This window comes from Mesobacillus jeotgali, assembly GCF_900166585.1.
Taxonomy (GTDB): Bacteria; Bacillota; Bacilli; order Bacillales; family Cytobacillaceae; genus Mesobacillus; species Mesobacillus jeotgali_A.
Map to the genome: position 1 here is coordinate 2,420,557 of NZ_FVZC01000009.1, position 22,437 is coordinate 2,442,993.

The window sequence follows — 22,437 nt, forward strand, 5'->3', positions numbered from 1 at the left end:
TGATCGTGTTTTCAAGGATTTCTCCGGACTTCTACCATTCCAATGAATAGGCTTATTCATACTGTGAAGGATCAACTGCAAAAATATAAATTAAATAAATGACCAGGCTTATTGCCATCGTAATAAATCCCCATCCCAGAATCACCTGGTCAATGACTAAATAATTGTTGCACAGCTGATCGTTTGATTGAATATATAACCATCCCATTCCCAGAAAGATGACAGTAAACAGTGTAATGATATTGTTTTTCCATGTTTTACTGAATTTTTTCCAGCTGTCACGAAGTGGAACCCCAGCTAAAAATGGCAGACTCACAAATTTAAATATCTCTACTGTATTTATTGTTAATGCCTCATCCATCGTACGCGGCAGCAACCAATAGCACATTATGATAATAAAAAGGAGTATTCCAGGTACCCCATTTTGATTATATTTGTTGAAGAATTGAGGATACCGGTGAAGAAAGAGGTGTGCCATAAAAAAACCAGATATCACTAACAATGGCATTTGCATATGCATATGGACAATCATGACCGATTCCATTAAGCGTGCGACTGGAGGAAGCATTAAACCAATAAAAAGGATGAGACCGAATAAAAACTGATTCATCGCTTACTCCCCCTTTTTGTCTGATTCAATATATTGCCTTAACGTATTCGCTGCTTCTGTTACCTTAGTAAAGTCCATAACATCCACTAAAGTACCTTTACGGTCGACCAGATAGAAGGCAGAATTATGGGCAAAATTCCCATTTTCATCAGGAATAACAATGACACCGAACTTATTTAGCAGGGAATCCAATTGAGTCTTTTCAGGGATTCTTGCCATTCTCCATGTCTCCCCATCACTTTTAAATAAATCTTTATACCTATCTAAAGTTGCTGGATCATCACGTTCTGGATCAAAGCTTATACTTAAAAACACCATTTCCTTGCCTAAATACTCGTCGGGCACCAAATCATAAACCTGAGCCATATTTTCTTCAAGCTTTATACAAACAGTGGTGCAGCCTGTATAGATAAAAGTAATAAATACATATTTGCCTTCAAATTCTGAAATGGAATACGTTCGCCCTTCACTATCCTCAATTAATACATCTGGAAAAACGGGCTGTTCCTCGATCAGCTTCGTCACTCTTGCTGTTTCAGCTGTGTAAGCAGTGAATCCATCTGTCCCTGTATAGAACAGAACCAAACCAAACACAAGAACAAGAATGCATGAAACTGAAGTATGCCGATTTTTGATCACAGAGATCACTTCCTGTTTTATATAAGCATTTTAGTAAAGCGTTGAATCCAGTATCCTTCAAGATTAAAATTTATTGCTAAAGAATATTTGAAAGGAGATAGCTCATTATCACGAGCTATCCCTTTTTCAATGAATTTACCAGGTTTTAAATGGCGGAGAGCCAGGAGGCGCGTTAAGGATCATATCAGCAATTGGAAGTACATAAGCCATTGAAACAACTAACAGCATGAGTACCACCCAAATTCCCCATCGTTCTGTCCAATATGGAGTTTTTTCTGCACCTGCCTCCTCTTCCGCGATTGGGAACTCAGTGGTACCTTTTGGTGCAAAAAACATCAGATTAAATACTGCATATACTTGAAGAATGACAGCAAGCAGTAATAAGCTTGCACCGATTCCTACTAACGCCATATATGGATTCCATCCGAGTTTTTCTGCAAAGTCGCCATAAGTTGTAAAAGATGTTCTGCGCGGGGATCCAAATAGGCCAGCGATATGCATCGATATTGCCATTATTACCATGCCTATGGTCCAAATGATAGTTTGAATGACACCCAGTTTGTTCATGGCTGGCGTCAGTACACGTTTTGATAGATACGGAACTAACCAGTAGCTGATACCAAAGAATGTCATAATAACAGACATACCCAACGTTAGATGGAAGTGTCCTACAACCCACATTGTATTGTGCACAACCTGGTCTAATTGGTTTGTACTCTGTACAATACCGCCTGCTCCAGCTGGGATGAATGCAACCATGGCAATGAACGGAGCCAGGAAGCGCACATCTCCCCATGGCATTTTCTTATACCAGCCAACTAACCCTTTACCACCCTTCGCTCTCGCTGTTCGTTCAAATACCCTGAACATTGCGTATGCCGTCATTAAGGATGGGAATCCGATTGCCAGACTCATGAATACGTGCATATATTTGATTGATTCGGAAATACCCGGGTCAATGATCTGATGGTGGAATCCCCCAGTAATATTCATAATCACTAAGGGTATGACAACCATACGAGTTAAAAGATCATTCCATCGGGTTCCCCCAATTATTTTTGGTACGACTACATACCATGCCGATACAGCTGTTAAGTACCAGATATTAACGGCTGTATGCCCGAATGCCCAGAATAGTGTACGGGCTAGCAACACATTTATGCCGTCAACCCATCCAAGAGTCCAGGGAATGATCATAAAAATGACTTCCACAGCAACAAATGCGGTTGCACCAACTAATAGGACAAAAACACCCGTTGCAAAGAATGCGAGAATCGGCAGATGTTGCCCTTTATGATTCCTTCTCCAATTCGCCACCTGGGTAAACGCTCCAAATGAGAGCATCCATACACCTAATACAATAAAGACTAAGCCGAAGTAAAACATAGGAGATGCGGCCATTGGAGGGTAGAAGGTATACATGACGGAGGCTTCATTCTTCAAAATTGGAATGACGACCAATACAAAACCAAAGATCTTCATCCAAAAGCCAATCCATGCCATCTTCCTTACTTTAGGCAGCAATCCTCCCAATGTATGGGAAATCCCGGCATAAAAGTAACCAATGGTGAAAAATGCTGATAATACAACAACTAATAGTATTCCATGGGCTGTCAGTACCTGATAATAGTTAAGCCATGGAGGCAGCTGCAGGACACCAGCACGATTCAATCCTTGTAACAATCCAAGAAAACCGCCCAGCAGTAATGCGATAAAAGCTACGGATAAATATGATTTCGATATTCTGGCATCTTCTAGACTGATCCCTAACACTTGATTTGTTTTCTGATTAAATGTTTTTGTTTTTAATGCAGGTTGCACTTTCTTTCCCCCCTTTTTATCTAACGATGATCTTTGTACTCATTGCTTGATGTCCTGCCCCGCAATATTCATTACACAGCACCAAATATTCTCCAGGTTCATCAAACTTTTGCGAAATTTTTTGGATATGACCAGGCATGACCATGGCGTTTATATTTGTATCTGCCACTTGAAATCCATGTACAACGTCTTTTGAAGTCAAGGTGAAATGGACAGTCGAGCCAGCAGGCACGTCAATTTCCATTGGTGTGAAACTAAACAGCTGAAGTGTCATGACTACTTCATATTCATTCTCATTAATCTGTTTGATTCCAGGCTGGTCAAACGGTGCCGTTTGATCCACTTTTTTAGGATCAATCGTTTCTTTATGGCTAGGCGGCCCCATTCCTAAAGCAACTGCTTGATACCCCGTGAAGATCATGAATCCCATAATCATTCCGAAACTTAAAAACAGCCAGATTTTTTCGTCCAAATGCATCTTCATTTCTTTCCCTCCTATATCCTCGCCATATATAATCCAAATAGCACAAAATACGTAGCCAGAATTACAGCTCCAACAACGCCGACTGATATCCAAGTACCAATCTTAGATGTACGATGAACATTAACCGTCATTTTTTCATTCCGAACATCTTCATGATCATTCACATCTGTCAACTTCACTTAAATCCCCCCTTTGATTTCTTACCTTTATGATAATTGCGAATGATTATCATTGTAGTGAGGCAAATCACTTAGAAAACCCAGGGGAGTAATTTTTTTGCAAAAAAAATAAACGCTTACATACTAAGCGTTCACAATTAAAAGGGACGGAATATTTGAATCAAGCCAGACTTGAATTAAAATATAATCAGACTAATTTACGTAAAGGAAACAAAAAAACCCCTCGCAATGATTGCGGGGGCCGTAGTCTAATTCGTTGATTTTCTGTTTTCAATCCGGTGTGGCAGAACAACGATGTTCTCGTCCACTTTCTCTTTGTTCATGTATTTAGTCAGCAAGCGCATCGCTACTGCCCCAATATCATATAAAGGCTGGACGATAGTTGTCAGCTGCGGGCGCACCATCAAAGTCAATCTTGTGTTATCTGAACTAATGACCTCAAAATCATCTGGAACGCTGAACCCTTGGTCAAATGCACCATGAACCACTCCAAGAGCCATCTCATCCGAACCGACTAGGATTGCGGTTGGTTTTGTACCCAGCTCGATGATTCTTTCAATTGCCTCAAGGCCTGAATCGTAGGTGTAATCCCCTTCCAGAACAAGCTCTTCATTATATTCAATGCCTGCATCCTTTAGTGCCCTTTTATAACCTTCAAGCTTCTTATCTTTATTGATTGGCTCATGATACGGTCCAATGACGAACGCAATTTCTTTGTGGCCTTTTTCTACAAAAGCTGAAACGGCATCATATGTTGCCTGTTCATAATCAATATTTACTGATGGAATCTCGCCGGAATCCTCGATCGAACCAGCAAGAACAATCGGTACTGGGGATTTCTTGAACTCTTCAACATGCTCAGCTTTAATATTGCCGCCCATGAAAACAATGCCGTCAACTTGCTTTCCAAGCATCGTGTTTAAAAGGTGCAATTCTTTTTCAATATTTTGATCAGAATTGCTCAAGATAATATTGTATTTATACATGGTTGCAATATCTTCAATTCCTCTGGCCAGTTCAGCAAAAAATGGGCTGGAGATATCGGGGATGATGACTCCGACAGTAGTTGTCTTTTTGCTTGCCAGACCACGGGCAACCGCATTCGGGCGGTACCCAAGACGGTCAATGACCTCCATGACCTTCTTCCTGGTTGCTGGCTTTACATTAGGATTTCCATTGACAACACGTGAAACCGTTGCCATTGAAACATTCGCCTCTCTTGCAACATCATATATTGTGATATTCATCTATTTCACTCCTTAAGGTAATAAACGGCGCTTTTTGCTTAGTTTACAGCAAAAATTGCAACAATAATCATTTTTCGAGTTTGTGATTATATGTACAAGTTTAATTATGTTATTAATCATACGATATCCACAGCATTCCCGCAATCTGAACAGCTTAATTTTAATGAATTTTATCAGTGTTTTTCCTTAAAATTTGCAGCTTTAACTATTTAAGGTTTTAAATTATTCATTCATGTTGGTTTCAGGCTCTCCCTCGGTCAGTGACCCGATCCCTTTAAGAATGCGGTCAAAAACCATGATTCAAAACAGCTTCTTACTATGCCGCCTCTTTATAAGTTCCCTTAAATGCACATAAAAAAAACCCTCCTTAGAAAAAGGAAGGTTTCTGTGCCTTAGACTCTTACGAACGGAGTAGACTTTAAGCCATTCAAAAACTCATCGAATTGCTTAAGGTCCATCTGCTGAGCATTGTCGGACAATGCCACTGCGGGATCTGGATGCACTTCTGCCATAACGCCGTCTGCCCCGATGGCAAGTGCGGCTTTGGCGGCCGGAAGCAATAAATCCCTTCGGCCTGTTGAGTGAGTAACATCCACCATGACCGGTAAATGTGTTTCCTTTTTTAAGATTGGCACTGCGGAAATATCAAGTGTATTACGGGTAGCTCTTTCATATGTCCGTATCCCGCGTTCACAAAGAATGATCTGGCCATTACCCTGTGACATGATATATTCAGCTGCATTAATGAACTCCTCAATCGTTGCCGCAAGCCCCCGCTTTAACAATATAGGTTTATTCACCGCACCAGCAGCTTTGAGAAGCTCAAAGTTTTGCATGTTGCGGGCGCCGATTTGAATGACATCAAGGTAGTCCACCGCTATTTCGATGTCGGCAGGTGTCACTATCTCGCTGATAACCGCAAGATCGTATTCATCTGCAACTCGTTTTAAAATCTTCAGGCCTTCCACACCTAATCCCTGGAAGTCATACGGTGAAGTCCTTGGTTTGAAAGCTCCGCCGCGAAGCAATTTAAAGCCTTTAGCCTTAACTGCTTCCGCCACTGTAGCTACTTGTTCATATGACTCAACCGAACAAGGGCCGAAGACGAAATCCGGTGTGCCGTCTCCAATTTTCAATCCTTTAATATCTATGATAGTATCCTCAGGCTTCTTCTTCCTGGAAACCAGAAGTGCTTTTCTGTGATCATCTGATTGAAGTTCCAGTCCAGCCTTAAAAATTTCTTTGAAGATATGTTCAATTGTTGAATTCTCAAAAGGACCATTATTGCTTTCCTTGATCAGGTCGAGCATTTCCCTTTCACGTACTGGGTCATATCGATAGACACCCTGCGTTTCTTTTGCACGGCCAATATCCTGGACGAGCAGTGCTCTTTCATTAATCAATGAGAGAAGCTCTAGATTCAATTCATCCACACGATTTCTAAGCTGGTCAAGATTTTTAGTCATTTTTCTCTCCCGTCCTTTCGGAATTCATTTTAGCCCTAACTATAAGAATCATCAAGCAAAGTAACCCGCGGTTCCTGTCTAGTTCAGGAGGAGAAATAAACTTTACCTGAATGTTCTTTATAGCATTAGAGTTGAATGGTACATTTTTTACAAGGTTCGGCATACTCGAAGTTTCTAACCTAAAGCCCAAACAGATTGGAGCCGATATTAGAGGAGGAGCCGAAAAAAATAATGCTTTTGAAGAACTTGACTATAGATGTACAATTTAATAAGGGTAATTATATCTGAAATAAATTCAATTGTCACGCTTTTTTCTTTAATAATTAAACGCTTTTAAGCGATAAAGTATCGTATGAGACCATTAGTTAGAGGGTGCAGGAATTTGCAATTACATAATAAATTGTTTGCGTTAGATATCGGGACCCGTTCCGTAGTAGGCATCATCCTGGAAGAATCCGCCGGGCAGTATGAAGCAATTGATATCATTGTCCGTGAACATAAGGACAGATCCATGCTGGACGGCCAAATCCACGATGTTCTTTCGGTTTCAGAAATCATCCGGGATATTAAAGAAGAATTGGAAGTTTCACATGGCCCTTTAACAAAGGTCTGTGTTGCTGCGGCTGGCCGCGCTCTTAGAACCGAACGTTCAAAAGCAGTCGTTGATATTTCCGGCAATCCGATGTTTTCCAAACAGGATATCCTACATCTTGAACTAAGCGCCGTCCAGCTTGCCCAAGCGGCTGTTGCCGGCGAAACAGGCAATGAACAAAGCCATCATTATTATTGTGTCGGATACTCCGTACTTTATTACCAGCTTGACGGAGAAGTCATTGGAAGCTTGATTGATCAGCGCGGTTCCGAGGCCTCAGTGGAGATCATTGCTACCTTCCTCCCCAAGGTCGTAGTAGAGTCACTGCTCGCCGCTTTGGACCGGGCTGGCCTGGAAATGGACGCATTGACGCTCGAACCGATAGCGGCGATCAATGTATTGATTCCAGCCTCAATGAGAAGATTAAATGTTGCTTTAGTGGATATTGGTGCGGGTACCTCTGATATTGCTCTTACGGACACCGGAACAGTTATAGCTTACGGGATGGTGCCAGTAGCAGGAGATGAAATCACTGAAGCTGTCAGCGATGAATTCCTGCTCGACTTCCCACTTGCTGAAAAAGCAAAGCGGGAGCTGCTAGAAAATGAATCCATTTCAATTACTGACATACTTGGGTTCGAAACGGTCATCGAAAAAGAGGAAGCGATTGAGAGGATAGCTCCTGCAATTGACCGCCTTGCAGAAACCATCGGGAAAGAGATCTTAAGATTGAACAACAATAAATCACCTAAGGCTGTCATGCTTGTCGGGGGAGGAAGCTTGACTCCTGATTTGACCAGGAGGCTTTCCGGCAGGCTGAACCTGCCGGAAAACAGAGTTGCCATCCGCGGCCTGGATGCCATATCTTCTGTTTCATTTGCCAGCCATATCACGAAAGGGCCAGAACTGGTCACGCCAATTGGAATAGCGATTGCAGCGAAGCAATCTCCTGTCCAATATCATACAGTTCACGTCAATGGGCAGCCTGTGAGACTATTCGAGGTCAACAAGTTGACGGTTGGAGATTGCCTGTTGGCTGCAGGCATCAAAATGAATAAGCTGTATGGTAAACCAGGACTTGCGATGATCGTCAGCCTGAATGGCAAGAATGTGACCATTCCAGGCGAGCATGGGCAGCCTCCTGTATTGCTGAAGAACGGTACTCCTTGTACTTTTGATGATCATGTAGATGGGGGTGATCATCTGACTGTCATTAAGGGGAAGGATGGAGTCAGAGCAGAACTGACGCTCGAAGACTTGATAGGTGAGCTGCCTTCGAAAACCATCATCTTAAATGGACAAAGATATAAAATAAGCTCAAGGTTAACCTGCAATGGCCTTCATGTTCCGATTCAACAGCAGATTGCAGATAGGGATGATATCAGTTTTGTGACTACAGACACGGTAGAAGGGGCACTAAAGGAACTCAACCTTGCAGAAATACTTAATGATACACGCCCCTTCTATATCAAGATTGATGGGATGGAGCACAAAATCAATCAGTTCATGGGAAAAATTTATATTAATGGCGCAGAAGCCGGCCTGCATAACAAATTTGAACATCTTGATGATATCCGCTTTGAAAAAGGGACAGACCATACTCTCAGTAGGCTTTTAGAAATTCTTGACATACAAGCATTTGACTCTCTGCCAATCTTCTTTAACGGACAGCAAATCCAGCTGGAACACGAAGTATTGGAGTTTTTCAAGGAAGGCACTAAACTTGGATTGGATGAACTTCTGTATAGCGGGGACCAAATCACCACAAAAACAAAGGATGTGCGGCCGTTCATTTTTCAGGATGTGTTCAACTTTGCCCAAATAAACATCCCTAAGGACAGCCGAGGATTCACTTTATTGAAAAATGGTGAAACAACCGCATTTGATGATCCTCTCGCACCAGGCGACGAGCTAAGTATTACCTTCGAAAATCCGGTAAGTAAAAAAACATCCTAATGGATGTTTTTTTACTTCACATTCTCTTCTTTAGCTGCAGCAAGTGATTTTGAGGTGATTTTAAAATGGGAAGCATGCCAGGCCACATCAGAATTAACAAAAAGAATGGCCTGAGGTGATTCATGCTTAACATGGAATTTCTCAGCGATGTAATTGGACAGCTCACGGGAATCCTGTACAGTTAAGTAATATAATTGATCAGTTCCGTTTTGATCGAACTTTGCGAATTCATCATATCCGGCCCCACTGATCGGACATGTTGTACTATGCTTCAGAAAGAAAAACGTTTCTCCTGAATCGACAAGCTTGTCAAACTCCTGGATGGAATCAATTTTTTGCATCCTGCTCTCTCCTTTTTCATGGCTTGAATCGATACCCTTTCTCTATTCCGGTATCCTCTCACTAAGCATTTCACAGAACTGAGAAGCAACGATCCATACAAAAAAAGCCTTTTTCATATAAAAATAAACGGTGAAGTTATCTTACCACTTCACCGTTTACAAGACAAACTTACTGATTCAGTTTGTTTTCCGTTTCATCGAAAGCTTTTTGTGTTTCTTCAAGCTTTTTCTGAATTTCTTCCCCAGTGGCAGTATGAGTGTTATCCATGGAGCTTGTTTCTGCCATGGAAGTTGGAACCTCCTGCAGCACGCCCTCCTCGGAATCCGTTGAAGATGTGCCATTCTGGTTTTTCATATCCTTCACTTTGTTAACCAGATTAGAAGACTGCTGAGTCACAGTTTCTTTCAAACCGCTAGCCTTCTCCTTCGCTACAGAGGCAAGGTCCACGCCCTTGGTTTTAATAGTGGACGTTTGCTCATTCAACGAACCTCTCAACTCTTTTCCTGACTTTGGAGCTAGCAATAAGGCTGCTAGTGCCCCGGCAAGTCCGCCAACAATCGCCCCAGTGACAAAATCTCTGGAATTGCTGTTACTCTCCCTCATTGCTCCATTTACATCATATTGGCTTTGTTCCCTGTTCATTCTATCTCCACCTTTCTTTAATACCGGACACGTTCTCTTTGCCTCGACACCATCTCTTCGCCTTCCATCTGATGGTCAATTCGGGCCGTTTTTTTTGATTGCCACTTATCCTTCAACTCAAGGAATACATTGCTCCATTGAACAACTTGTGAAATCTTGTCCTTATTCTTGTCAATCTGAAGGTCCACCATTGTCTGTACATTATGGATAGATTGATTGAATCTTTGAACAGAATTTCCTACATCCCTCACAGCATTAATGACACCGTTCAAGCTCTCAGATTTTCTGGAAATATCGTCAGCCAGGTTGTTTGTTTTATGCAGAAGCTCTGTTGTTTCTCGAGTCACACCATCTAACTGCTTCTCCAGGCCATCAAGCGTGCCTGACACACTGTCTAAAGTAGTTTGCAATGATTTTAGAGTTTTGGATAACGAAACGACTAAAACCAGGAATGCGATTGCGATTACCGCAACACTTAGATACAAAATAATTTCCACTGTTGAACACCTCCGTTAGCATATGTACATTTTACCCCGCATATAACGACGTAAACCACCTTGTCCAATAACTATTTCAATAGAGCCTTACCCTTTTCCTTCCTGTTTAAGAATATCTTTCTATACGGTGAAAAGCCAGCAGAAAAATAAATTAAGGATCAAGAACACCGTAAAAATGATGATGAATAGGATTCAACAGGAACTGCCCTTTTCCATTTCGACCTATATCAATTTTTTAGGCAGCTTTTCGATACTCTGCCAGTCTAGATTCAGGACTGCTTTGACAGGTTGCCCGGGTAATGACATTTTCACCCTTCACTCAAAGCTTGCAAAAGAACGATGAACTTCTTTGAAAGACTTACATTGAAAAAAAGCACAAATTATAGCGTTTCGGTTACAATATGGTTGTGTGGTTTATTTTACATATATAGGAGTGATTTATTTGAAAGACCCTCGTATTCAGAAGTTGGCCAAAAACCTGATCAATTATTCCGTTAAGCTGCAAAAAGGTGAAAAAGTCCTGATCGAAAACTTCGGCCTTCAACGTGAGCTTGTTACGGCCCTGGTAAAAGAAGCTTACGAGGCGGGTGGCTATCCATTCGTTTCCTTAAAGGACCATCAGGTGGACCGTGCCCTGCTAATGGGTGCGCAGCAGGAACAATTCGACATGATTGCTGACTTCGAAGCAAACGTAATGAGTAAAATGGATGCATATATTGGGCTTCGTTCAGGTGATAACATCAGCGAACATGCGGATGTCCCGGCTGATAAAATGAAAATCCACGGCAATACAGTTGGCAAGAAGGTACATAGGGACATTCGTGTTCCAAAAACAAAATGGGTTGTCCTTCGATATCCGAATTCAGCAATGGCACAGCTTGCAAAAATGAGCACGGAAGCATTCGAAGATTTTTACTTCAATGTCTGCAACCTTGATTATGGCAAAATGGACAAGGCAATGGACAGCCTGGCAGAAATGATGAATCGCACCGACAAGGTCAGAATTACTGGACCAGGGACTGACCTGACTTTTTCAATCAAGGATATCCCGGCTGTTAAATGTGCCGGTGAACTGAACATCCCTGATGGCGAGGTTTATACAGCACCTGTCCGTGATTCAGTCAATGGCGTAATCACTTACAACACTCCATCTCCATACCAGGGATTCACCTTCGAAAATGTGAAGCTGACCTTCAAGGATGGAAAAATTGTTGAAGCAACAGCCAATGATACAGAACGAATCACCAAGATTTTCGATACGGACGAAGGAGCACGATATATCGGAGAATTCGCGATTGGCGTAAACCCATATATCCAGCACCCTATGCAGGACATACTGTTCGATGAAAAAATCGATGGCAGCTTCCACTTCACCCCTGGACAATGTTATGATGATGCATTCAATGGCAACCATTCCAATATCCACTGGGATATGGTCAATATCCAGCGCCCTGAATACGGCGGAGGAGAGATTTACTTCGATGACGTACTGATCCGAAAAGACGGACGATTTGTCATCCCGGAACTGGAAGGATTGAATCCAGAGAACCTTAAATAAAACCTAAAAAAGGATGCGGACCTATTTGGCCGCATCCTTTTCCTTTATACTTGTAACTGTTTTTCATATGCTTCCTGGAACTTCTGGATATCGCCTGCACCCATAAACAGGATGACTCCGTTGTCATGCTCCTTCAGCAATGATGTATGATCTTCAGTGATAATTTCAGCATCGTCAATTTTCTCTTTTAGATCGGCAATCGATAGTTTTCCATGAATCTCACGGGCAGAACCGAAGATTTCGCATAGATATACTTTATCGGCCTCATTCAAGCTTTCCGCAAACTCATTCAGGAACGCCTGGGTCCTTGTGAAGGTGTGCGGCTGGAAAACTGCAACTATTTCACGGTCAGGGTACTTCTGTTTTGCCGCATCGATTGTTGCCTTGATTTCTGTAGGATGGTGTGCGTAGTCGTCAATAATGATCTGGTCCGCAACCTTCTTTTCGGAAAACCTTCTTTTCACCCCTTCGAAAGTTTCAAGCTGTGCCTGGATAACTTTCGAGTCGATATTTTCATAATGGCATAAAGCAATTACTCCAAGAGAGTTAAGCACATTATGGTCGCCAAATGACGGAATCGAGAACGAATCATAGAAAGTATTCCGGACAAAAACATCGAAGGTAGTCCCACTGGTGGATTTAACGATATTTCGAGCCTGGAAATCATTTTCTTCCCCAAAGCCATAAAATACAACCGGCACCTTGGCCTGTATTTTTTGAAGCTGTTCATCGTCACCACATGCGAAAATACCCTTTTTGACCTGCCATGACATTTCCTGGAATGCAGAGAATACGTCTTCGATATTGGCAAAGTAATCCGGGTGGTCAAAATCGATATTGGTCATGATGGCATAATCAGGGAAATAGGAAAGGAAATGGCGCCGATACTCGCATGCTTCGAATACAAAGTATTGAGCATCCCTGTCACCCTTGCCGGTTCCATCGCCAATCAGGAATGATGTCGGGTTGGCTCCCCTCATCACATGAGCAAGCAACCCTGTAGTCGAAGTCTTGCCGTGTGCTCCTGTGACTGCGACACTCGTAAAGTTCTGCATGAAATCGCCAAGGAAACGGTGGTACCTGATGATTGGAAGGCCAAGTTTCATTCCTTCCTGAATCTCCTCATGGGTATCCGGATATGCATTGCCGGCAATGATCGTCATCCCAGGCTGTATATTTTCCTTATTAAACGGAAGGATCTTTATTCCAGATTTCTCAAGGGCCACCTGGGTAAAAAAGTGCTTATCATAATCGGAGCCCTGTACCTGATAATCCATATCATGGAGAACTTGAGCCAATGCACTCATTCCAGACCCCTTTATACCTACAAAATGGTAAATAGTCATATAAAGAACCTCCAACAACGTCTGTATGTAACACAGTATATGACAGATATCCTGTTTTGCTATTTGGCCGGCTTTCTTGAATAATCCGGCGCTAAAGCCAACGGGATAGCATCTATCTTCCATGTATTGAATCATTATAACATCATTACGGTAAATAACACAGTTTCATTCTTTTTGTTACCGTAATCACAGATAAAAGTACTTTTTCCCTTAATCAGTCGCTTTTAAACTTCGGGAAGAGATTAAATGTGTCAAAATTCGACTTTTTCAAGACGAGCGTTCGGTCTGTACCTGCGGCCCGATTTAGCCTGGTGTTTTCCATTCAACATAACGTTGTCCCCAGTAAAACCAATTTTCATTTTCAAAAGACTGCCGCCTACTCCATACATGTCGACGGGTACATTTTGCTTTTCAAACTCCAGGATCCTTTTTTCACTGAAGCCGCCGCTCACTACAATTTTAACATGGTTAAATCCTTCATCATCGAGGGCTTTTCTTAGACCGAAAATCAATTCAGCGTTTACACCCCGTGGATCAAATGTGCCAAGCAAGTGCTGGTTCCTCAGGAAATACTGATCGATCATGGTGCGGGAAGTATCAACCCTGACACCTTTCAGTTTTTCGCCAAAGGCCCTTGCGACTTTCAATGAGTCAGTAATCGCATCATTATTATAATCCACAAGAGCAATCAAATCATCGTTCGGAAAAGTTTCATGATAAGCATGGGTTGCGGCCACGATATCTCCGTCGAACATCTGGATCAAGGCATGTGGCATCGTGCCCATCCCATGCTTGCCCCACCATTCGTTCATCGCATGGGTTGCCTGGGCCGTCGCTCCTCCTATATAGGCAGCGTAGCCATCTCCGGCCTGTGTCGTATAGTGGTCATCACGGTCACCCATGAAGATCACCGGCTTTTGCCTGCCGGAATAGCTGGCTGCTTTTACGACATTATAAACATTCGTGGACACTGATGTCCTTCTGGCGAGGATGCCATCAATGATTCCCTCCAGATAGCCAAAGCTTTGGTAAGGACCTGTGATGGTCAGGACCGTTTCAAACGGTGAGATTTTATCTCCGTCTTTTAGTGAGTAAATCTCAAGTTCCTCAGGACGGTCTGAAAATGTTTTTACCAGTGCGATCACTTCATCTGTACCGCACAGAACTGCCTCATCCTTCTGGAAAAACTGCATTGTGATGATATTGTCTTCATGGTATTTCTTTACTAACTCTCGAGTTTTTAGAAAATACACGGCTGAAAACCAGCCATCCCGAATCCTTTCATCAAATTTAAATGTATGATTGGTCAGGCGGCTGATTTTCCCCTGCATTTTCAATTCGATTTCCTTCATCCAAAAAGCTCCTTCAATAACAAACCAACTTCAATAGTCATTTATCCTTATTATAAGTACATGCAAATAAAGAATACCATTTATTAATTGAATGTACTAGTTTCCTGGAGAGCTTCAAGATCTTCCGCTGTAATCAAGACATCCCTTGGCTTGCTGCCGCGTCCTTCTGAAATGAAACCCTGCTGTTCCATCATTTCAATCAATCTTGCCGCACGGTTATAGCCGATTTTAAAACGGCGCTGGACGCTTGATGTTGAAGCGCCACCCTGATCGATGACAAATTCACAGGCTTCATAGAACAGCTCATCTTCGTCATCAGTTACCTGGGCTTTCTTTAAGAGTTCTTCCTGTTCAAACAAGTATTCAGGTGCACGCTGCTCCCTCACGAATGCAACAATGTCATCAATCTCATTGTCCGTCACAAAGGTCCCTTGCAGTCGGAAAGGCTTGGATGACCCATTTTCAAGGAACAGCATATCTCCGCGGCCCAAAAGCTTTTCGGCACCGCTTATATCAATGATCGTCCTTGAATCGACCTGTGATGAAACAGAGAATGCAATCCTCGTAGGAACATTTGCTTTGATAAGGCCAGTGATGACATCTACAGAAGGCCGCTGTGTCGCAATGATTAAATGGATACCGCAAGCCCGGGCTTTTTGGGCAATCCGGCAAATAGCCTCCTCGACATCCGCAGGTGCCATCATCATTAAATCTGCCAGCTCATCGATGACAATAACGATATAAGGCAGTTTGTGGGAGAATCTGCGATGCTTCTCAGCAAGCTCGTTGAATCGGTTTATATCACGGACACCAGTATGTGCAAACAATTCATAACGACGTTCCATTTCCTCTACCGCCCATTTGAGCGATGCGGTCGCGGCTTTAACATCCGTAATAACCGGACTAACGAGGTGAGGAATTTGGTTGTATGGAGCTAATTCAACCATTTTAGGGTCAATCAGCAAAAGCTTTACCTCATCTGGATGGGCTTTATAAAGCAAGCTCACCAGCATTGTATTGATGCAGACACTCTTTCCTGATCCGGTAGCACCGGCAATCAAACCGTGCGGCATCTTCTTCAGGTCAGTGACAATCGGATTCCCCGCAATATCCAGCCCTAAGGCAACCGATAAAGGAGACTCAATGTCCATGAACCCAGCAGTCTGTAAAATTTCACTTAACAGCACGGGCCTGCTTGAATGATTAGGCACCTCGATTCCGATTGTGTGCTTACCTGGAATTGGTGCTTCAATCCGGATGTCCTTCGCGGCGAGACTTAACTTGATGTCATCTGACAGGTTGGTTATTTTATTTACTTTCACACCAGGTTCCGGCTGTACTTCAAAACGGGTAACAGATGGTCCCTGCGTCACGTTGACCACTCTTGCGCCCACATTGAAGTTCCTTAAAGTATCGTTTAACATCTGCTCTTGTTCTGAAATCCATTCTGGATCCGGCGCCTTAAAGACGGGCGGATTTAGCAATTCAAGCGGCGGGAATTCATAAACCGCTGCCGGATGGATTTCTGTACTAACTTCCGGAACTCGAACGGCCTCTTTGATTCCAGGCAGACTGTCCACTTTAGGAGCAGATATAAGGACTTCCTCCTGCGGGGCTTCTTGCTGACCTATAAATCCCGGCTCCGATGATGTTGCTTCTGGATTTGGCACTGGTGTAAAAGCTTTCTTCTGTGCAACAGGTTCCGCTTCACTGACATTAGACTCGGCAACTGACGGCAGTACTCTTTTTTCCGAAAGAGCAGCTTCGGGATATGAATCTTCACTTACTGCAACTGAATGAGTTTCATGCTTTATTTCCCTGGATTGGTTCGGTGCGTCAGCTTTTCCCTCTGTCATGAAAGAAGGATACTTAGACATGTTACGCTTTTCCCATTTCCTCTTGTCCTGTTTAAGCATCAGCACGTTGAAAGGAAGCTGCCTTTTCGGTTCTTTCTGCTTTTCCTCTTCCATTTGATCAGGTTCATTGTCAGTACTCTGAGCCGATTCACCGGAGTGCTCGGATATCTTGATATCCTCCAACTCACCTGGATGAATAATTTTTTGATAAGATTTGTCCTCTTCAGCCTCGTGCAGTTTAGTCTCTATTAGCTGAGAATCCTCTTCTTCAAAAATGAGCAGAGAGTCGCCTTGTTTTGCTTCTGTCTGGGTTTGATCACAATCTATTACCTCAGCATCTTCAACAAGATGGCCAAAAATCTCTGCTCCTTCATAGACTTGCTGGGGGTCACTTCCTGCCTGGCTTGGTTCAGGTAATAATACTTCATCCTGGACGTTTGCTGTTAATTCATTGGTCTCGCTTATCCTATTTTCTGCCGTTGTTTTTTCTGCAACGCCTTCATCGGGGGTCTCTTTTTCTGGAATAAAACTACCAATCTCTTTTTCTGAATGGTCACTAAGAATTAAATCGAGTGTTTCTGTTTCCAGGTCAAATTGCTTCAATTCATCCTCAGGCGCTGCGTTGTCCAGCGTTTCTGAAAGGTTATCTTTTAGATTTTGATTTTGCTCTGGCATTTCTTTAGAATCTGGATTTTCCTGCCGTATCGTCTCTTTCTGAATAAAATCTTTATCCCTTTGAATAGATTCTGCACCCAGGTTTTCCTGTGCTCCTTCAAACCCAGTCAGTTCATACTCCACCTCTTCATGGCTCTTTTGTTCCGGTTCTTTTCTAGGCGGCCTGTTGAATGCATAAATTGGTGAAGGGATTTCCGTTGGCTTGAACGGCTGCCTGAATTTCGGTCCAATGTCCTTTCTCGGTTCATAACGGAACTTCGTTGCAGATTCCTCTGCTCCAGCAGGCTTCAGCGGTTCCTTCGCTTTCCTTGCCCGTTCTGATACAAAGGTGTCCTGGGCAGGACTGGCAGACTCCCGTCCTGGTTTGGAGAAGGAATCCCTTTGAGGAAGGCTGTCACCTTTAAACCTTAACGATCCTCTTTCATTAATGAACGGCTTTATTTCTTCAACAGGGCTAACCTTTATGGTACGTTCCTTTTTCGGTTTCTCCGCAGCAGATTCACCATCGGGAATCAAAGGAAAGCGGAACTGCCCTTTAGGATATTGGTATAAAACCTTTGCTTCTATATCCTTTTTTTGATTACTTGTTTGTTTGGATGGTTTTTGAATAGGTTGTACTTTCTCGATATCATCAAATTCATCATCGTCATTTTGGAACATCGTAAAAATTCTTTTAATCCAACTCAATTTAAATCACTCTTTCTTTCGCATTTCATTCTTTATTTTAACAGTAAATCAATATTTTTCGAGATAAATTGAAAGAATGAGCATTTTTTACGAGAAGAATTCTCCCAGAAGAATCAACTTTCGGCTCAGTTATTTACAAAACATTACATCATAAGTACAAAAAGGAAAAAAGCCCATAATAACGGGCTTTCATCTTATAGAGCTTATTCCTTTTTCGTTTTTCCCAAAATGAAGATGGGTTCCAATTCTCCATCTTCATATAGGAAACTTAAGGCTGTGATCGGCACTCTTCCACTTGCAAAAAAGCTCATTGTCATCTGCGCCATTATATCATAGCCTGTATTATTTTCTACATCAGCAATAATTAATACATCTTGATGGGGTACAGCCACAGCCATCGTCCCCTTCATCTTTTTCTTCATTTCATTCAAGAAGCTTGTATTGAGAATCCTGCTTGCATCGTAGCCGTCATTCGAATTCAGGAAGTAGAAGGTATTATCTGCGACACGGTCCTCTTTCAGTTTTACAGAAAGAGAACGGACATTGAACAAAGCCGTCTCACGGACCTGACCCGCTGTCCATCCTTCTTTTTTCAAAAGCTTCGAATCAATCAGCCTGTATGTAGCGCCTAAATCCAAAGCATAATAGATCCTTGTTTCAGCGGTATGATCATCATAGAGAAAAGGGACTCCTTCTTCCGCTTCTGATGGAAACGACGTCGAACGAATCACAGGAAAGATTTTCTTCTCCTTGCCTGACAGCTCAAGCTGGCTTTCCATCGCATTCAGGCCCTCTGACACATAATAGACAACCTCATCAATCGCCTTTTCTTTCTGATCCTGCCACTTGGCAACAATTCCAGGAAGAGCGATTGTAATGCCGCTTCCTGTATTTTTATTTTCAATCCTTAACTGATCTTTTTCCCGGTCATAGGAAAAAGTCCTGTCAGGATGCTGAAGTCGGTTCTCAAGCTCTTTCCTCATTTTTCTGCTGTCCACTATCTAATCCCTCCATTTCTTAAGGAGTTTCTGAAACCCATTTTACATGAAATTTCCCTCCACCTCAAAAGATGGAGGGAAACGATTATGCTAGACCTTCAATGAAGTTTTCGATTTCAGTCTGCGTTTTTCTGTCCTTGCTGACAAAACGTCCAAGCTCTTTGCCATTTTCATATCCAATAAAGCTTGGGATCCCGTAGACATCAAGCTGGATGCACAAATCGATGAAGTCATCCCGGTCAACTGAGACGAATTCATATTCGCTGTATTTGCTTTCGATTTCTGGCAGGACTGGCTCAATCACACGGCAATCCGGGCACCAGCCAGCCGTAAAAAGAAATATATGTTTTCCATCATTTTTCAACGCTTCAAATTGTTCCATTGACTCCAAGGTTTTCATTTTGAATCCTCCCGGTAAATATCGCATTATACTTTCCTTATTGTACCCATGCACTGAAAAAAAAGAAAATAATCTGTTTGAATTTTATTACTTACAGCTTTGGCTTAGGAATCTTAAATGCTGTCATAATCCCGCTCTTTTTTTGACAGCTTTAGCAGACTGACCCCAATATTTATGACACCTATTAAAAACAAAAAGCTGTCAGAATCGTTTTGCTCAGCTTTCTGACAGCTTCATCATAAAGTTATTTTACTTTTACAGAATTCGCAATTTCCATCATTGCTTCGGCATCTTCTCTTACATTTTCCGTTTCAGTGGTCAGCTTGACACCGCCGATGCCGACAATTAATTGATAGTTTTTTTCTTTCAATTGCTTGACCAGCATGTAGCCGAATTTCCCGTTTTTACTGAAAGTCTCATTCGCGTCCCATTTTTTCTGCTGCTTAACAGTAGAGTTATAAACTACTTTGCTGTCTTCTTTTTCATGTTGATTATAAAAAAGAATATAGGTTTTCGATCCGTCCTTGAATAAGACGTTATTAGGAGTTTCCTCTTCAACTTCATAATCTGCTGGCAAGTAATATTCTATGTCTTTTGCACTATTGTTTGGTTTTTCAGGCTGGCTTTCTAATGTATTCGCAACTTCTTTTTTTATTTCAGCCTTTTGTTCTGGAAATGAGGCAGAGCAAGCGCTCAGCAGAAATACTCCTACTATAACAAGCCCAAATGCCCTTCTGAACTTCATCATACTTTTTTCCCCCTAGCTAAGGACTTAACCACTCCTTTTCTATCATACCTTTCTTGCTTGATTGGTGACAAGGCTTCGCAAGCGTTTTTTGTTGGAAATTAAGACATTTTTCAGAAATTTGTCGAGAAACCTTTCTGAACCTAAAAAGACAGCCGATTAAGACTGTCCATTTTTTTCATTTAGTTTTATATTCATATTGTCCAGCGAGCAATTTCATGACATGAGTGAACATTTCACTGCGGTTGATTTGTCCATTTGTAAAAATCCCAATGGCCCCTTCATTACTTCTCACATTCCGTTTCCTGGAATACTCGTCCATTACTGGGCCCAGCTCAGCCCCTGCCAATAATTGCTGAGCGACTTCATCCGGAAGCGGAATCCTGGCTCCCCCGGCAATGATTGGGTCCATTCCTTTTACTGACAATGCCCCCCAGTTGCAAAGCATCAATCCAAATGGAGTTTGCTGGACACCACCTTCAAGTCCGATGCCGATTTCAGCTTCTGCTTTTTCAGCAGACTGTTTTGCCCTGTTGACTGCTCCTCTGATGGTTTCCTCATCGGACATCGGCTGGTCGCTCACACCCGATTCAGCATCGATTGAGATGATCTCAACATCTGTATCTTTAAATGCTTCCTTTACGGCGTTTATTTTTGCCGGATTTTTTGAACCTATTGCCACTTTCATAAGCTTTTCCGCCTTTCATTCCATGAAAAAGGAGCAGTTGTCATCTGCCCCTTATTTCGAGTAGGTTAGCTATTGTTTTTGATTGTTTCCACTGTTGTCTTATCTGCTGCCTTAACAAGCTTGATAAGCAGTTCCTTTGCTGCTGCATAGTCATCAACATGGATCATGGATGCTGCTGTATGGATGTATCGTGAGCAGATACCGATGACCGCACTCGGGATTCCCTGATTGGAAGTATGGACTCTTCCAGCATCGGTTCCACCCTGGGAAACAAAATACTGGTAAGGAATATCATGTGTTTCAGCCATATCCAGGATGAACTCTCTCATGCCGCGATGAGTGACCATCGAACGGTCAAGAATTCTTAGTAATGTTCCCTTGCCAAGCTGGCCGAATTCATTTTTGTCTCCTGACATATCATTCGCCGGGCTTGCGTCAAGCGCAAAGAAAATGTCTGGATCAATCATATTCGCAGCAGTCTGTGCGCCTCTTAATCCGACTTCTTCCTGGACTGTCGCACCGGAGTATAGCGTATTTGGCAATTGGATGTCCTTTGTTTCTTTCAACAATTCAATCGCCAGGCCGCAGCCATAACGGTTATCCCATGCTTTTGCGAGAATCTTCTTCTCGTTTGCCATCGGGGTGAATGGACAGATCGGCAAGATTGGCTGTCCCGGTTTGATTCCGATTCTGATTGCATCTTCTTTATCATCTGCACCGATATCGATCAGCATATTCTTGATTTCCATTGGTTTATTCCGTTTTGATTCATCGAGCAGATGAGGAGGGATCGAGCCGATTACACCAGTAACCGGTCCATTGTTCGTGATGATCTGGACACGCTGTGCCAAAAGCACCTGGCTCCACCAGCCGCCAAGTGTCTGGAATCTAATCATCCCGTTTTTCGTAATGGAAGTCACCATGAAACCGACTTCATCCATATGGCCGGCAACCATGATTTTCGGTCCATCCGGATTGCCTTTTTTTACTCCGAACACACTTCCCAATTTATCCTGGATCAATTCATCAGAATACTGTTCCAGCTGCTCACGCATGAATTTGCGGACTGCATGCTCATTGCCTGGTGCACCAGGTAATTCTGTCAATGTTTTAAACAGGCTTAAAGTTTGCTCGTTCATTTAACTGCTCCTTCGCAATGAAAATTTAGGGTTACTAAACATTATGTATACATTCCATTTTACAGAACATTCGCTATGCGTGCCAGTCTTAATCTTTCATGCACCTTTTTCTGAGGGGCAATAATCCTTTAATCCTGTATAGCGATTTGTTATGATGAAGATAACTGAAATTCCATATATAACCTTGGAGGTACTCGACTATGAACTGGAAAGCCTTTATCCTCGGCGTTGGTGCCGGCCTGGCTGGTGCATATGCTGTAAAAGAACTCGCTTCACAAAAAGAAACTGTCTCAGCTGAAAAAGTATTGAATGATGCAAAGGCCGCTTTTAAAAAATCCGGGCCCATCAGCGGTTCATGGATCAATATGACAGTTGAACCTTATTCCAAAACGCCAATTGAATACAAGGTTTACAAAGGCGGAATCTCACGAAATGTTAACGGCGAGGTCGAGCAATATGAGTTTATCGCAGACGCGGCGACTGGAACCATATTGGATGCCTACCCTTTAAATTAAATC

General features: G+C 42.5%; 21 protein-coding genes. 3 read left to right on the plus strand and 18 right to left on the minus strand.

All coding sequences use genetic code 11. The features are described from left to right. Positions 1 to 52: 52 nt before the first annotated feature. The 7 genes from B5X77_RS22270 to B5X77_RS22295 all read right to left on the minus strand — a co-directional run bounded on the left by B5X77_RS22270 (position 53) and on the right by B5X77_RS22295 (position 6,446). Positions 53 to 610 (minus strand): hypothetical protein, encoded by a 558-nt coding sequence (locus tag B5X77_RS22270; RefSeq protein WP_079510085.1) that lies wholly within the window; start codon positions 608 to 610, stop codon positions 53 to 55. A 3-nt stretch (positions 611 to 613) separates the two neighbouring features. After that, positions 614 to 1,249 (minus strand): SCO family protein, encoded by a 636-nt coding sequence (locus B5X77_RS22275; RefSeq protein ID WP_079510086.1) that lies wholly within the window; start codon positions 1,247 to 1,249, stop codon positions 614 to 616. Between the two features lie 135 nt (positions 1,250 to 1,384). Beyond that, on the minus strand, positions 1,385 to 3,070 hold the full coding sequence (locus tag B5X77_RS22280) for a cbb3-type cytochrome c oxidase subunit I (protein ID WP_079510087.1): 1,686 nt from the start codon (positions 3,068 to 3,070) through the stop codon (positions 1,385 to 1,387). Between the two features lie 16 nt (positions 3,071 to 3,086). Continuing rightward, positions 3,087 to 3,554: a cytochrome c oxidase subunit II gene (locus B5X77_RS22285; protein ID WP_079510088.1), complete on the minus strand. Its 468-nt coding sequence runs from the start codon at positions 3,552 to 3,554 to the stop codon at positions 3,087 to 3,089. A gap of 11 nt (positions 3,555 to 3,565) precedes the next feature. Next, on the minus strand, positions 3,566 to 3,733 hold the full coding sequence (locus B5X77_RS23535; RefSeq protein ID WP_176167403.1) for a hypothetical protein: 168 nt from the start codon (positions 3,731 to 3,733) through the stop codon (positions 3,566 to 3,568). A gap of 248 nt (positions 3,734 to 3,981) precedes the next feature. Then, positions 3,982 to 4,980, minus strand: coding sequence for a catabolite control protein A (gene ccpA, locus B5X77_RS22290; protein ID WP_079510089.1), 999 nt, complete (start codon positions 4,978 to 4,980; stop codon positions 3,982 to 3,984). 392 nt (positions 4,981 to 5,372) lie between these two features. Then, a complete protein-coding gene (locus tag B5X77_RS22295) occupies positions 5,373 to 6,446 on the minus strand; it encodes a bifunctional 3-deoxy-7-phosphoheptulonate synthase/chorismate mutase (RefSeq protein WP_079510090.1) in 1,074 nt (357 codons plus the stop codon). Positions 6,447 to 6,828: 382 nt separating this feature from the next. Between B5X77_RS22295 and B5X77_RS22300 the strand changes: the two genes are divergently transcribed. After that, complete coding sequence (locus tag B5X77_RS22300; protein WP_257391874.1) at positions 6,829 to 8,994, plus strand: cell division FtsA domain-containing protein; 2,166 nt, start codon at positions 6,829 to 6,831, stop codon at positions 8,992 to 8,994. Positions 8,995 to 9,005: 11 nt separating this feature from the next. Here the strand turns inward: B5X77_RS22300 and ytxJ are convergent, their stop codons facing one another. From ytxJ to B5X77_RS22315, 3 genes are all read right to left on the minus strand, one after another. After that, positions 9,006 to 9,335 (minus strand): bacillithiol system redox-active protein YtxJ, encoded by a 330-nt coding sequence (gene ytxJ, locus B5X77_RS22305; protein WP_079510092.1) that lies wholly within the window; start codon positions 9,333 to 9,335, stop codon positions 9,006 to 9,008. 169 nt (positions 9,336 to 9,504) lie between these two features. Then, a complete protein-coding gene (locus B5X77_RS22310) occupies positions 9,505 to 9,978 on the minus strand; it encodes a YtxH domain-containing protein (protein WP_079510093.1) in 474 nt (157 codons plus the stop codon). Between the two features lie 17 nt (positions 9,979 to 9,995). Beyond that, on the minus strand, positions 9,996 to 10,475 hold the full coding sequence (locus B5X77_RS22315) for a DUF948 domain-containing protein (RefSeq protein ID WP_079510094.1): 480 nt from the start codon (positions 10,473 to 10,475) through the stop codon (positions 9,996 to 9,998). Positions 10,476 to 10,917: 442 nt separating this feature from the next. Here B5X77_RS22315 and B5X77_RS22320 point away from each other — a divergent pair, with 442 nt between their 5' ends. Then, positions 10,918 to 12,033 carry an aminopeptidase gene (locus B5X77_RS22320; protein ID WP_079510095.1) on the plus strand — a complete coding sequence of 372 codons (1,116 nt, stop codon included), beginning with the start codon at positions 10,918 to 10,920 and terminating at the stop codon, positions 12,031 to 12,033. A 44-nt stretch (positions 12,034 to 12,077) separates the two neighbouring features. Here the strand turns inward: B5X77_RS22320 and murC are convergent, their stop codons facing one another. The 8 genes from murC to B5X77_RS22360 form a co-directional block, all read right to left on the minus strand. After that, positions 12,078 to 13,379 (minus strand): UDP-N-acetylmuramate--L-alanine ligase, encoded by a 1,302-nt coding sequence (gene murC, locus B5X77_RS22325; protein WP_079510096.1) that lies wholly within the window; start codon positions 13,377 to 13,379, stop codon positions 12,078 to 12,080. A gap of 251 nt (positions 13,380 to 13,630) precedes the next feature. Next, positions 13,631 to 14,731: a nicotinate phosphoribosyltransferase gene (locus B5X77_RS22330; protein WP_079510097.1), complete on the minus strand. Its 1,101-nt coding sequence runs from the start codon at positions 14,729 to 14,731 to the stop codon at positions 13,631 to 13,633. A gap of 83 nt (positions 14,732 to 14,814) precedes the next feature. Continuing rightward, positions 14,815 to 17,949, minus strand: a complete 3,135-nt coding sequence (locus B5X77_RS23105) for a DNA translocase FtsK (RefSeq protein WP_139378411.1) — start codon at positions 17,947 to 17,949, stop codon at positions 14,815 to 14,817. Between the two features lie 203 nt (positions 17,950 to 18,152). Then, positions 18,153 to 18,947, minus strand: coding sequence for a DUF1444 domain-containing protein (locus B5X77_RS22340; protein ID WP_257391875.1), 795 nt, complete (start codon positions 18,945 to 18,947; stop codon positions 18,153 to 18,155). Positions 18,948 to 19,032: 85 nt separating this feature from the next. After that, positions 19,033 to 19,347, minus strand: a complete 315-nt coding sequence (locus tag B5X77_RS22345) for a thioredoxin family protein (protein ID WP_079510098.1) — start codon at positions 19,345 to 19,347, stop codon at positions 19,033 to 19,035. A gap of 244 nt (positions 19,348 to 19,591) precedes the next feature. Then, complete coding sequence (locus B5X77_RS22350) at positions 19,592 to 20,095, minus strand: hypothetical protein (RefSeq protein WP_079510099.1); 504 nt, start codon at positions 20,093 to 20,095, stop codon at positions 19,592 to 19,594. 175 nt (positions 20,096 to 20,270) lie between these two features. After that, positions 20,271 to 20,780 carry a DUF84 family protein gene (locus B5X77_RS22355; protein ID WP_079510100.1) on the minus strand — a complete coding sequence of 170 codons (510 nt, stop codon included), beginning with the start codon at positions 20,778 to 20,780 and terminating at the stop codon, positions 20,271 to 20,273. A gap of 65 nt (positions 20,781 to 20,845) precedes the next feature. Further along, positions 20,846 to 21,919, minus strand: a complete 1,074-nt coding sequence (locus tag B5X77_RS22360; protein ID WP_079510101.1) for a M42 family metallopeptidase — start codon at positions 21,917 to 21,919, stop codon at positions 20,846 to 20,848. A gap of 200 nt (positions 21,920 to 22,119) precedes the next feature. On the opposite strand from B5X77_RS22360, the gene B5X77_RS22365 reads away from it, so the two are divergent. Next, the gene (locus B5X77_RS22365) at positions 22,120 to 22,434 is read left to right on the plus strand and encodes a PepSY domain-containing protein (RefSeq protein ID WP_079510102.1); all 315 of its coding nucleotides are present in this window, start codon (positions 22,120 to 22,122) and stop codon (positions 22,432 to 22,434) included. Positions 22,435 to 22,437 lie beyond the last annotated feature (3 nt).

Coding starts and splice junctions, on each gene's coding strand:
- B5X77_RS22270 (WP_079510085.1), bottom strand. CDS start 610: ATGAATCAGTTTTTATTCGGTCTCATCCTTTTTATTGGTTTAATGCTT.
- B5X77_RS22285 (WP_079510088.1), bottom strand. CDS start 3,554: ATGAAGATGCATTTGGACGAAAAAATCTGGCTGTTTTTAAGTTTCGGA.
- ccpA (WP_079510089.1), bottom strand. CDS start 4,980: ATGAATATCACAATATATGATGTTGCAAGAGAGGCGAATGTTTCAATG.
- B5X77_RS22295 (WP_079510090.1), bottom strand. CDS start 6,446: ATGACTAAAAATCTTGACCAGCTTAGAAATCGTGTGGATGAATTGAAT.
- ytxJ (WP_079510092.1), bottom strand. CDS start 9,335: ATGCAAAAAATTGATTCCATCCAGGAGTTTGACAAGCTTGTCGATTCA.
- B5X77_RS22310 (WP_079510093.1), bottom strand. CDS start 9,978: ATGAACAGGGAACAAAGCCAATATGATGTAAATGGAGCAATGAGGGAG.
- murC (WP_079510096.1), bottom strand. CDS start 13,379: ATGACTATTTACCATTTTGTAGGTATAAAGGGGTCTGGAATGAGTGCA.
- B5X77_RS22330 (WP_079510097.1), bottom strand. CDS start 14,731: ATGAAGGAAATCGAATTGAAAATGCAGGGGAAAATCAGCCGCCTGACC.
- B5X77_RS22345 (WP_079510098.1), bottom strand. CDS start 19,347: ATGAAAACCTTGGAGTCAATGGAACAATTTGAAGCGTTGAAAAATGAT.
- B5X77_RS22350 (WP_079510099.1), bottom strand. CDS start 20,095: ATGATGAAGTTCAGAAGGGCATTTGGGCTTGTTATAGTAGGAGTATTT.
- B5X77_RS22355 (WP_079510100.1), bottom strand. CDS start 20,780: ATGAAAGTGGCAATAGGTTCAAAAAATCCGGCAAAAATAAACGCCGTA.
- B5X77_RS22360 (WP_079510101.1), bottom strand. CDS start 21,919: ATGAACGAGCAAACTTTAAGCCTGTTTAAAACATTGACAGAATTACCT.
- B5X77_RS22365 (WP_079510102.1), top strand. CDS start 22,120: ATGAACTGGAAAGCCTTTATCCTCGGCGTTGGTGCCGGCCTGGCTGGT.